Source organism: Pollutimonas sp. M17 (assembly GCF_025836975.1).
GTDB lineage: Bacteria > Pseudomonadota > Gammaproteobacteria > Burkholderiales > Burkholderiaceae_B.
Window position 1 is genome coordinate 265766 of record NZ_CP107548.1, and the last position, 11692, is coordinate 277457.

At 50.2% G+C, this 11692-nt stretch carries 10 protein-coding genes; 3 read left to right on the forward strand and 7 right to left on the reverse strand.

All coding sequences use genetic code 11. The features are described 5' to 3' along the window. Nucleotides 1-5: 5 nt before the first annotated feature. The 7 genes from fcl to OEG81_RS01280 form a co-directional block, all read right to left on the reverse strand. Entirely contained in the window at nt 6-989 is a 984-nt protein-coding gene (gene fcl / locus OEG81_RS01250) for a GDP-L-fucose synthase (protein WP_264130880.1), read from the reverse strand. After that, entirely contained in the window at nt 986-2452 is a 1467-nt protein-coding gene (locus OEG81_RS01255) for a mannose-1-phosphate guanylyltransferase/mannose-6-phosphate isomerase (protein ID WP_317135359.1), read from the reverse strand. Before OEG81_RS01255 ends, fcl begins: the two co-directional genes overlap by 4 nt. A gap of 526 nt (nt 2453-2978) precedes the next feature. Then, nucleotides 2979-4148, reverse strand: a complete 1170-nt coding sequence (locus OEG81_RS01260; RefSeq protein WP_264130882.1) for a nucleotide sugar dehydrogenase — start codon at nt 4146-4148, stop codon at nt 2979-2981. Further along, nucleotides 4145-4516, reverse strand: coding sequence for a MarR family EPS-associated transcriptional regulator (locus OEG81_RS01265; protein ID WP_264130883.1), 372 nt, complete (start codon nt 4514-4516; stop codon nt 4145-4147). The genes OEG81_RS01260 and OEG81_RS01265 overlap by 4 nt, the downstream gene beginning before the upstream one ends. A 415-nt stretch (nt 4517-4931) precedes the next feature. Further along, nucleotides 4932-5936: a glycosyltransferase gene (locus OEG81_RS01270; RefSeq protein WP_264130884.1), complete on the reverse strand. Its 1005-nt coding sequence runs from the start codon at nt 5934-5936 to the stop codon at nt 4932-4934. Continuing rightward, complete coding sequence (locus OEG81_RS01275) at nt 5933-7261, reverse strand: hypothetical protein (RefSeq protein WP_264130885.1); 1329 nt, start codon at nt 7259-7261, stop codon at nt 5933-5935. The genes OEG81_RS01270 and OEG81_RS01275 overlap by 4 nt, the downstream gene beginning before the upstream one ends. A 66-nt stretch (nt 7262-7327) precedes the next feature. After that, nucleotides 7328-8728, reverse strand: coding sequence for a glycosyltransferase family 4 protein (locus OEG81_RS01280; RefSeq protein WP_264130886.1), 1401 nt, complete (start codon nt 8726-8728; stop codon nt 7328-7330). A 185-nt stretch (nt 8729-8913) separates the two neighbouring features. Between OEG81_RS01280 and OEG81_RS01285 the strand changes: the two genes are divergently transcribed. From OEG81_RS01285 to OEG81_RS01295, 3 genes are read left to right on the forward strand one after another with little or no spacing between them, the layout of a single operon-like run. Beyond that, nucleotides 8914-9639, forward strand: a complete 726-nt coding sequence (locus tag OEG81_RS01285; RefSeq protein ID WP_264130887.1) for a glycosyltransferase family 2 protein — start codon at nt 8914-8916, stop codon at nt 9637-9639. A 1-nt stretch (nt 9640) separates the two neighbouring features. Further along, nucleotides 9641-10522 carry an alpha-1,2-fucosyltransferase gene (locus OEG81_RS01290; protein WP_264130888.1) on the forward strand — a complete coding sequence of 294 codons (882 nt, stop codon included), beginning with the start codon at nt 9641-9643 and terminating at the stop codon, nt 10520-10522. Between the two features lie 24 nt (nt 10523-10546). Then, nucleotides 10547-11653, forward strand: coding sequence for a glycosyltransferase family 4 protein (locus OEG81_RS01295; protein ID WP_264130889.1), 1107 nt, complete (start codon nt 10547-10549; stop codon nt 11651-11653). Nucleotides 11654-11692: the final 39 nt, after the last annotated feature.

Sequence of the window (11692 nt, forward strand, 5' to 3'; positions counted from 1 at the left end):
TTCCTTCAAAACTGGATCCTTTGGTGTTCTAAGAAGTCTTCGTAGGCTATTTTCAATCCCACTTCAAGGCCAATATTGGCTTGCCAACCCAAAGCATTCAGGCGAGAGCTATCCATCAGTTTGCGAGGAGCGCCGTCAGGTTTACTGGGGTCGAACGTGATTTCACCTTGGTAACCGGTGATTTCTCTAATTATTTTAGCTAAGTCACTTATGGTAATGTCTTGCCCATAACCAACGTTGATATGGCTAATCATATGCTGGGTATGCTGATCATAGAGAGTCTTTTCTAGGCTCATAATGTGAATGCAGGCAGCAGCCATGTCATCGACGTAAAGAAACTCTCGCCTAGGCGAGCCTGTTCCCCAGATAGTAACTCTCTGGTCCTGATTAACCTTGGCTTCGTGAAACCGGCGAATCAACCCTGGGATAACGTGGCTATTTTCGGGATGGTAGTTGTCGTTCGGGCCATATAAATTGGTTGGCATGGCGCTGCGGTAGTCCACGCCGTGAGTAGCACCGTACTGGCGATTGTAGCTTTCGCATAGCTTGATGCCGGCAATTTTGGCAATGGCGTATGGCTCGTTGGTCGCCTCTAGTCTACCAGTTAGCAAAGCGTCTTCACGCATAGGTTGAGCGGCCAGTTTGGGGTAGATGCAGCTTGAACCTAAAAACAATAGTTTTTTTACTCCATTGCGAAAAGCGGCATCAATGACGTTGGATTCCATCATTAGGTTGTCGTAGATGAATTCAGCCGGATACGTATTATTCGCATGGATACCGCCCACCTTCGCGGCAGCTAGGTAAACCTGATCTGGCTGCTCAGTGGCGAAGAAGGCCTGCACGGCCAATTGATTAGTGAGATCTAGTTCTGCGTGCGTGCGGGTGACGATACGTTCGGTTGGGTGACCATGGGCTAGCAAATAGCGGACGATGGCGGACCCCACCATGCCGCGATGGCCCGCAACATAAATCTTAGGAGGAGCGTTCATTCCTTGCTGCGCCCGTAGTGGTCTTCAAAACGGACGATGTCATCTTCGCCCAGATAGTCGCCGGACTGGACTTCAATTACTTCCAGCGGAATGGTCCCAGGATTGGCGAGCCGATGCATTTCACCCAACGGGATGTAGGTCGACTGGTTTTCAGTGAGTAACAGCACCCTACTGCCATTAGTGATTTCGGCGGTGCCTTTCACTACAATCCAGTGCTCGGCCCGGTGGTAGTGCTTTTGCAGGCTGAGGCTGGCACCGGGATTGACTTGGATGCGTTTGACCTTAAAGCGGCCTCCCTGGTCGATGCTATCATACCACCCCCAAGGGCGATGCACTTTGCGATGTAGGGTCTGTTCTTCTCGCTGGCTGGCTTGCAGTTGGTTAACAATGTGTTTCACGTCTTGGCTGTGGGCTTTATCAGTCACCAGAACGGCATCGGCTGTTTCCACCACGATGATGTTTTCTACGCCGACCAAGCCGACTAGCCGGCTTGTGGCATGCACTAATGTATTTCGGCTATTGGAGGTCAATACATCCCCCTGGTGTGCGTTGCCGTACTTATCTTTGGGCAGCACATGCCACACGGCGTCCCATGCACCGAGGTCGCTCCAACCCGCTTCTAGTGGCACCATCTGGATAGGGAAGGCGCTGCCGGGACAGTGCTCCATAACAGCGTAGTCGACGGATTCCGAGGGAATGGCCTGGAATTCAGCCCTGCCTGGGCGCACGAACGGCGTGGCAGGGTTAACGTCTGTGGTGCGTTGCGCCCAAGCCTGTATAGTGGCCCCAAGAATGTCTGGCCTAAAGGCCTGCAGGGCTTGTAGCCACACGGATGCCTTGAGGATGAACATTCCAGCGTTCCAATAGTAACCACCCTGTTCTAGGTACTGTTGGGCTGTGGCAGCGTTGGGCTTTTCTACAAATCGCTGCACCGTCATAGTAGGCTTACTGGCTTCAATTTTAGAATTTATATAGCCGTAGCCGGTTTCTGGTCGGTCGGGCTTAATGCCCAGGATGACGATGCTACCTTCTGTAGCCTCAAGGATGGCAGCATGCATGGCCTGCATGAAAGCGGCAGAATCGATCACAGTCTGGTCGGCTGGGGTGACGACCAGAATTGGATCATCACCAGACTCAAGGGCTGCCAGTCCAGCTAATGTCAGAGCAGGTGCGGTATTACGCCCTACGGGTTCAAGGAGAGCGGCATACCAATCAATATCTACTTCTCGAAGTTGCTCCAGCGCTAAAAATCGGTGCTCTTCTCCGGTGACGACGAGGGGATTGGCGACATGAATGCTTTCAGTGCCCAGGCTCATCAACCGTTTGGCGGCTTGCTGAAAGAGACTTTCCTCACCGCTCAGGCAAAGGAACTGCTTCGGAAACCCAGCACGGGAGAGGGGCCAAAGACGAGTGCCGGAGCCACCACACAAAATAACAGGCTGTACTTTGGTTCTGTCCGTCATCAAGAGCCACCAAGCTTAATAGGCGGTTGGGATTGCCAGGGAATTATGCACATGTCGTCTAATATGTGTTTGGTTGAGTTCTTCAAAAATTCATCATCATTTTTCTTGATGCTCCGCTATATTTCCTGAGCAGCGAGAAGTTATACGATAGGGTAATTGGCGGCCGGATGTATTTTCAAAGGCGCTTATCATATTAAGCACACTGCAACTTTTCCCAGTGATATAACATCGGTAGGATTCAATGCGGCTGCATACTTTCCGTAGTCGCGAGCGAACGCGACGGCTAGCGTGCCTTGGATAATCATCATCAAAGGTACTTTGATCGCTAATATTTTTGTAAATATTAGATATTAAGCGTCCTATGGGGCTTTCGCCAGCGAGGCCCTTTGTTGAACGCATACCGGGTGTGAAATACGTAGCCCAGTAACCTGTCTCCCGGAATCCAGTGGAGCAGCATTTTGTAATATATCTTCGACATGCTTGTTATGGCCATGGATTGAATTGCCGCAGGATGACCTCGGCTTACTCATTCATCCGCCCCAAAAAGATCTCGGGTGTAGACTTTATCAGCAACATCAGCTAGAACATCGGTGTTACGGTTGGTGATAATTAAATCCGCTTGCTGCTTGAACGCGGCTAGGTTTGTTAGCACGGGAGAGCTGAAGAATTCGGCGTCCTTGAATGCGGGCTCATAAACTATGACCTCAATACCTTTGGCTTTGATGCGTTTCATTACTCCTTGAATGCTGGAAGCCCGAAAATTATCGGAGCCGGACTTCATGATCAAGCGGTAAACACCAACAGTTTTAGGCTTCCTGCGAATGATTTCCTCGGCTATGAAGTCTTTGCGCGTGGTATTCGCCTCAACGATAGCATTGATCAAATTTTGGGGTACGTCGCGATAGTTAGCAAGAAGCTGCTTTGTGTCCTTTGGAAGGCAGTAGCCACCATAACCGAAACTGGGATTGTTATAGTGCGATCCTATGCGCGGGTCGAGGCACACGCCATCAATGATCTGACTCGTATCTAGCCCATGGCGCGCAGCATAGGTATCGAGCTCGTTGAAGTAGGCAACGCGCATCGCCAGATAAGTATTGGCGAACAGTTTGATAGCTTCAGCCTCGGTGCTACCAGTGAAGAGAGTGGGGATATTCTTTTTGACTGCGCCATGCTTTAACAAGTTGGCGAAGATTTCGGCACGGCAAGAACGCTCGCCCACGACAATGCGCGATGGATGCAGATTGTCGTACAGAGCCCGACCTTCACGCAGAAACTCGGGTGAGAAGATAAGGTTATCAGTACCCAAAGCTTGCCGCGTCTTATCAGTGTAGCCCACTGGTACAGTCGACTTGATGACCATGGTGGCTTGCGGGTTGATACTCATGACGTCGCGGATCACCGCTTCGATCGATTGGGTATTGAAATAGTTGGTCTCCGGATCGTAATCTGTCGGAGTGGCAATGACGACGTAGTCGGCGTCGGCATAGGCCTCTTTCTTGTCGAGGGTCGCCCGGAAGTTGAGTGCCCGATTTTTCAGATAATCTTGTATCTCAGTATCCTCGATAGGCGACTCTTGGCGGTTCAACATATCCACCTTTTCTGGAATGACATCGAGGCAGACGACTTCGTTTTGCCCAGCCAATAATACCCCGTTCGAAAGGCCAACATAGCCAGTTCCGGCAATGGCTATTTTCATTGTGAATTGTCTTTTATAGAATTCATTTCGGCCCTCAAAGCTTCGATCTCCGCCTGAAGAGTTTCATACTCCGTGACCTTCCGTTTTAGAAATTCGGCTGTCAGCTTCGACTTCTCTGCGACGCCAGTTGGCGTGAGCAAATAGGCGTATCGCAACTTATTTCGGCTCTGGCTGAAGTTTTGCATTTTGATCCAGCCTTTTTCCACTAAGGCCTGGAAACAGAAATTGATGCTACCTAGACTGATGCCCAGTTCTCGCGCCAAGGCGCGCTGACTGACCTCCGGTGTTTGATGCAAACGGCGCAAGACTTCGAACTGGATTTCCTCCTGGAAACCAGCTAATTTCTGAAGTGGGGATACGAGGCTCAAAATGATTTAGGCACGCTACCGCCATGCCCGTTTAATGATTGGCATTGCGCAATGTGCGAGGTTTAGTAGGTAGTCCGGGTAATAGTGCGGTAAAAAACAGTTACCACATGTTCGACGGGCGAACGAGATTGTGCCATACAGCTATAGTTTTAAGCAAACCAGTAGGTACTACGGTACAGCGGAGTTGTTCAGAAAGTAGGCCTTCATTGTGAACGTCGCTCGCTTTCCGAATCCGGATGTCTTTCAAGATACTGATGCGCTAGTTGGCCGCTCATTCTGGCCAGTGGCACAACGACCTCGCTCTATGGAAACTCTATTTTCAATCTCTGTTATTTTGTGAGTTGATTACTTACCAATTTTCAGAAAATAGAGGGGGATGCAGGCTATAGTTAGTTAACTTTGACTGGTGCTTCTATTATCGGAGGAGATACAGAAATTTATAAAGCTTTCCGCGAGGCGAAGCGCGTGTAACAGATAAAACTAGCAAAATAAGTTTCTGGAGAACACTAAGCTTGAACTTGCTGCCTATAGGCATTATCTTGAATGGGCCCAAGCCGCCGCAACGGGTAAGAAAAATAAATGCATTGCCTGATACTACACCTTCGGGATCTCCAAATCGTCGTAGCAGGGCGTTCAAAAATGCTACGGCATTTTCGAATCCCTCTTCATTAATATCACGCTGTTTATCTGCTATTAATAAATAGCCTGTCGTTTCCGCATAACCGTCTCCAAGAAAGAAGCCAGAGTATTGCTGGAAAATACGAATCATATTTTCACGTTGCTGTTTTTGTTTGATGGCAGTGACTTGTTCTGCGTGTATACGGTACTGCAAGACCACTTCTGAGTGGTTGGTCATTTTGATGTTTTTCATGGCCAGCCTCGCCCATAGATCGTAGTCTTCCACGTAGGAGGCGTCTTCGCTATATGGGTTGGCCTTGGCGACATGGGTACGCAGCATAACGGCTGGGTGCGCAAAGGGTGACCCAAATAACATTTTTAGGCGTATGGCTTCGTTCGATACATAATAGCTCCATACTCGTGATGGCCATGTGCCTAGCAGCTGAATCTGGCCGCCGCATATATCGGCACCGGTTTCCTGAAGTCGTGCCAATTGCTTGTCTAATCGATTCGGCAAGGATATGTCGTCCGCATCCATTCGGGCTATCCACTCGCCCCTTGCCATTGCTACGGCTTCGTTCAAGGAGGCAATCAGGCCTTTGTTTTCGCGTGTAATCAGGCGGATGCGGGGATCGCGCTTCGCGTAGCCTCGCAGTATGGCCAGACTTTCATCTATGGAGCCGTCGTTGACAATAATGAATTCAAAGTTCTTGAAGCTTTGCGCCAAAATCGACTCTACGGCTGGCGCCAAGAATTTTGCTCCGTTATAAACGGACATCACAACCGAGACGCAGGGTGTCATGGGGTCTTCCCTTTCCATTCATTAAACAAAGTCATGGAAGCAGCAATGCCAACGCAAATGACAAGCATCCACCAGGGGTAGCGATATCGATATACCGCGCCTATGTATGGAGTGGCCATGCCAACGATAGTCATGAATGAAAGAGCCAGCGTCATGGGTACGGCAGCAAGCCATCGTTTGCGGCGGGCGATATAGATACAGGAACCGAAGATGGCAACATACATAAGGACTGCTTCGATGGAGCTGATCGTGTAAAAGATCGATGGGCGTACTTGAAATGAATATAACCACTGTGTGGGCCATGGCGACAGTACGCCGATCATTACTGCACGGGGCAGGTAGCCCAATGCTTCAGCCGAGCCGGAGGGTAGCCTGCGTTGATCGATAATGGAATCCAGTGTGATGGGGTTGGACTGTGACTCCAGTAAGGTAAAAACTAGACATCGCTGTGTCATCATGCTTCGCAGCCGGGTGTCAATATAGTCTGGCAGCCATGCTTCATTAGCCCAACGGATCGGATCTGCGTTCCGCAAACAGGCGCTGGCAGTGGATTGGGGATGATCGGGAATACTGACGGGTTTCTCGTTGGAGATACGTGTAAGCGTTTTGTCGGATGCGGCACCGCTTGTCAGTAGCCCCAGGGTCAAGAGTACTGTAGCCGCCGAGGCTGCGAGCGGCATTAACTTCATGATGGATTGCTCATGGCGAAGCTGCCATAAAAACGCCAATGAAAATATAAAAGCGGTAATAGGAAAGAGTATTTGATTTGCGTACGGGCGCACAAGCCCAATCAATACAACTCCACTTATCGCGATAAATAGGTTGCGCAACATGCTTGGTCGGCACCTGATCGATAGCAGTTCTATGAGGCCGTAAACAAAGAGCATTACTCCAAGCAGCATGTATGACTCTTTGTTTATCTGCGAGAACCAGATCATCATGTAGGGTGACAGCGCAAGTGGCGACGCCGCTATGATGGAAACACGAAAAGTAAACCAGCGTCTCAGGATAAGAATAAGGATCAGGGTGGCGGCGGCGTGAAGCACGCTATTCAGGATAACAACGCTATATGGGGATTCGATGGCCAGATATAAAAGGCTTGCTATGCCGGCTGCACCTTGTCCCTTAGGCCTTAGTTCAAAAGCGCTTATTCCTTGTAGGTCTATCTTGGTCAACTGTTCCATGGCCAACGAGTGATAGTAGGCGGCATCCCCCGGTAGATGGCCATCGACGGCCGATGGGTAGATATAAGGAATCGCAACTTCCCGGATAAAAATCATCGAACACAATGCATAGATGAATGCAGCGGCACCGATGATTGCCATGATTCGCGATTCGGATAGAACGACGCTGGGGAATGTAGCGATATGTTGATTCATCTGCATGACGTTTTATTTATGATTGTGTGTCGTCTGATCCGAGACCAATTTGGCAAACAAGATCTCGTACCGGCGGGCTAAAGCGCCCCAGTTAAACTGCTGCTCCCATGCGCCTCGCCCCGCTTTGCCCAGGCTGGCTAGTCGATTGTCGTCGGCCAGAAGATGCTCCATATGGCGAGCCAAGTCGATTGGATCCACCCTTGTATAACCGTTTTTATCGATGCGTGCGGGGCAAATTTCGCCTCCTCCGGTCCATTCGGCAATTTCGCAGGCATTGCCAACCGGCACGCTCAGGAACGGGAGGCCTGCCGCGCAGGATTCATAAAGCACCAACGGTGAGTATTCGATGGTGGATGCGAAAATGAACAGATCGGACTCGAAAAAAGCGCCTACTAAATCATCCCTGTCAAGGTTGCGGACGGCGGCTCTTTTATTTGGGCCAAACTTGCCTGTGTTGATGTCTTCGGCCAGTTTGCTAAGTTTGCCAACATAGCTTGTGTCGTGACCCAAGCGGCGGGCTAGCTTGTCGATCGTGATCTTGAAAAGAGATAATGCCCCATGGTTCTTTATGTGATGTACGGCTTTAGTGATAAATGAACGAAGCCCCATGCTGGCCGGGCTTGGCATTGGATTGCCGTTTAGCAGCAATAGGGCAGGCTTGTTGAGTTTGGCATTTGCGAATGCCATGGCGACCTCCAGATGTCCTTTGGCGCCATTTAAGGATCCCACAGTCAATAGCAGTAGATCCTCGTTTGACAGCCCGTCGCGGACACGCACCCCCGTGATGCGAGGCGCACTGAACTCTCGATCGTCGGCTCCGTTGGGGATAATGACACCGTTATGTAGGCCATGCCGTTGTGCAAACTCGGTGTCGCGATAGTGTGTTGCATGGTAAATGACGGCATCGAAGCAGCGCAATAGCGTTGGCAACCGCTCAAAATACTTGCTGAATAAAGGATCGGCAAGCCCGGAATATCCACAGGGAACAAACACTTTGCGCGCTGTTAGCGACGGCAGGACTTCCCATAATGCGTCGAACGTCCACTGCTGGGCCGCGTATATGAACACCAGATCAAAATTATTGTGGCGGACAAAAGATTGGTATGACGCAGTGTCTCCGACCAAGCCGGTGGCCAGGTTGCCATGAATGCCGAATGCCTTGATCTTGATGCCGCGATACTCCAGACTTTCACGGTTTGACAGCGTGGAGGTGGCGACTGTTACGTCATGCCCCCAAACGACTAGTCGTTCTGCGAGCTGTTTCACGACTTCCTGAACCCCGCCAACGCTGGGGTGGAAAAATTCGCAACATAGCAATAGCTTCATAAATTGAATGCCCTGAGCACCCCAAAGGACATATTGATAATAGTAAATATAAGCATGAATGTGCCAGGCATTGTAGATGATGAGCACATTAGCGATAGCTAAGGCGAACCGTTTAGCGGGTCTTGCTTATGATAAAGTACGAACCAGCCGAGAGTGATCGTTTGGCGACCCATAACTTGGATTTGTCCGTTCTTGTTTTTCCCGTCTATTGAATGATTCTCATTGTGCAAAAAAGCATGCTCTTAGCTGGATGCTTCTGGATTGATTGATTTATGCAGCTACCGCTCATCAGCATCATTACCGTTACAAAAAACTGCGCCACAACGATTGGAAAAACGCTTGATTCAGTCGCGAAAATTAAATCCGCTGATATCGAATATATTATTATTGACGGTGTATCGACCGACAATACTCTTGACATCGTACAGAGCGCCGGATCCTTGATTGACCAGCTTGTTTCTGAGCCGGACACCGGTATCTATAATGCGATGAACAAAGGAATCAAGCACGCAAGCGGTGCTTATATTCTTTTTATTAATGGCGATGATGAACTGATACCTGAAGGTTTTTCAGATGTCAGGGCTGCTTTGAGATTGGGCGATGTCGACGTTTTGTGTGCCATGACGGCTGTCGACGATAATTCGGCCCGACCCGAAATGCTTGTTGCTCAGCCTTGGCATTTACCGTTCTACAACTCCATTCCTCATCCCTCTGCCTTTGTGTCCTCAGCCTTGCTGAAGCAGTATGGTTTTCGCGAAGACCTAAGAATTGCCTCTGATTACGACCTCTTTCTGCGTTTGTTTATTGACCGCCGGCGATTTCAGAAAATCGACGTGGCGACGGCGCTGCACAGGCGGGGCGGCGCATCAGGCAATACATTGCTATCTGAAAAAGAAGTCGAACAGATAAAGCGTGAACAGCTCAAGCTTTTTTATCCGCTTGTACGCCTCGCGCAGGGCATGCATCGGCTGCGAAAGAAAGTGATCAAGGCCGGATAGCATGGAGAACGCTAAAAAGTCCGTAGTCGTTGGGCTCTCGGGTGGACTAGGCAACCAGATGTTCCAGTATGCCGCAGGGCGTGCGCTGGCATTGCGATTGGGTGTAGGCCTTGAGCTTGACCTATCCTGGTTCGCGGGTAGAAAAGAAAGGTTATACGCTCTTGGAGCTTTTGCCATCAATGCCAAGACCCGTGGCACAAGAATCTCCTTACCCGACTTTTTGAAAAGATTCGAAAGCCGGGTCTCACGTCGTTGGGCGAGCCGCAGGATGGGGGTGCCCATATACCGGGAGCGGCATTTCCACTTTGATCCCGCATTTCTGGGTATCGATCGGCCGCTCTACTTGGAGGGTTATTGGCAAAGCGAGCGCTATTTTACCGATTTCCGGGCTGAAATTCTGCGGGATTTCTCCCTGTGCGAGCCATTTCCGGCTTCCTGTCTGGCTATAGAAGAACAAATGTTGCGGGCGGAACCCATTTGCGTCCATGTAAGGCGCGGTGATTATGTCAGCAATCCCGTTGCGGCTGAAACCCATGGTCTCTGTTCGCTGGATTATTATCAACGCGGTGTATCGACGCTTGCAGCAGGCTTGGCAAGGCCTCGAGCCTTTATATTTTCCGACGATCCAGATTGGGTACGGGAGCATTTGAAACTTCCGGTGCCCGCGACCATCGTCGACGTCAATTCAGGGCCTCAGGCACACTGGGATTTGCATTTAATGGCTCTTTGCAGGCATTTTGTGATTGCTAACAGCTCGTTGAGCTGGTGGGGGGCTTGGCTGGGAAGGGCTGAAGACAAAAAAGTGATTGCGCCGGCAACATGGTTTCGGGCGTCAGTGCACGATACAAGAGATTTGATTCCAGAAGCCTGGCAACGCATTTAAGCTCCATTTTTGAGAATTGACGCAGTGAAAATTGCCTATGTTATTACGCGCTCTGACGTGATCGGCGGGGCTAGTGTGCATTTGCTGGATTTGGCATTGGGAGCTCAACAAGCGGGGCATGATGTTGTGATCCTGGTGGGTGGCGCGGGCGTTTTTTTGAAAAAAGCACAGCAGCTTGGCCTGCGCTGCGTTGCCTTGAAATATATGGTGCGCGAAATAAACGTCATCAAGGATTACCAGGCTTATCTGGAACTCAGAAAAATATTTCAAGCACTACAACCACAATTGGTGCATGTCCATTCTTCCAAGGCTGGTGTGCTGGGACGATTGGCGGGCCGCCGTTTGGCAATACCCACCATATTTACTGCGCATGGCTGGGCCTTTACTGAAGGAGTTTCTCCAGCTAAACGCAGGGCGTATATTCTCATAGAACGATTGTTGGCGCGCTTTGCAAGCAGAATAATTGCTGTTTCCGACTACGACAGAAACCTTGCCATTAGGGCTGGTGTAGGTAACCGGGATCTAATAGCAACCATTCATAATGGCATGCCAAATCTGCAGCCGGCCATCAATGTCGACAAGAGAACCGGTCCGGTCAGGCTTATCATGGTGGCGCGATTTGATGCGCCGAAGAAGCAGTCTGATTTGTTGAGCGCTTTACGTGGATTACGAAAATACGACTGGGTCGTCGAATTTGTAGGCGATGGTCCAACGCTTATGGACGTGCAGCAGCAGGCAAGAACCATGGGTCTGTCTGATCACGTGGTTTTTTCGGGCGCCTGTGATGATGTGCCCGACCGGCTGCAAAACTCCGATATATTTATTCTGGTGTCCGATTGGGAAGGATTGCCTCTTTCCATCCTGGAGGCCATGCGTGCTGGATTGCCGGTCATTGCATCGAATGTTGGAGGCATTCCCGAGGCGGTATCTGATGGCGTAAACGGTTTGCTGGCGAACCGCCAAGATATGAACGCATTGCGATCAGCCATTGAGCGATTGATTGCCCATCCAGAGGTCCGGATTGAAATGGGCGAGGCGGGTAGACGCAGGTTTGAAAATGAATTTACGTTTGAAAAAATGCTGGCCAGAACGCTTGATGTATATGATTCAACGCTGAAGGCGGCGCATTAATCGAAGGTGCCGCCTTGCTAATGGGCTGTCAGGCAAGGT

Coding starts and splice junctions, on each gene's coding strand:
- OEG81_RS01260 (WP_264130882.1), bottom strand. CDS start 4,148: ATGAAAATAGCCATTGCCGGAACTGGCTATGTTGGCCTTTCGAACGGG.
- OEG81_RS01255 (WP_317135359.1), bottom strand. CDS start 2,452: ATGACGGACAGAACCAAAGTACAGCCTGTTATTTTGTGTGGTGGCTCC.
- OEG81_RS01270 (WP_264130884.1), bottom strand. CDS start 5,936: ATGACACCCTGCGTCTCGGTTGTGATGTCCGTTTATAACGGAGCAAAA.
- OEG81_RS01290 (WP_264130888.1), top strand. CDS start 9,641: ATGGAGAACGCTAAAAAGTCCGTAGTCGTTGGGCTCTCGGGTGGACTA.
- fcl (WP_264130880.1), bottom strand. CDS start 989: ATGAACGCTCCTCCTAAGATTTATGTTGCGGGCCATCGCGGCATGGTG.
- OEG81_RS01275 (WP_264130885.1), bottom strand. CDS start 7,261: ATGGCAATCATCGGTGCCGCTGCATTCATCTATGCATTGTGTTCGATG.
- OEG81_RS01285 (WP_264130887.1), top strand. CDS start 8,914: ATGCAGCTACCGCTCATCAGCATCATTACCGTTACAAAAAACTGCGCC.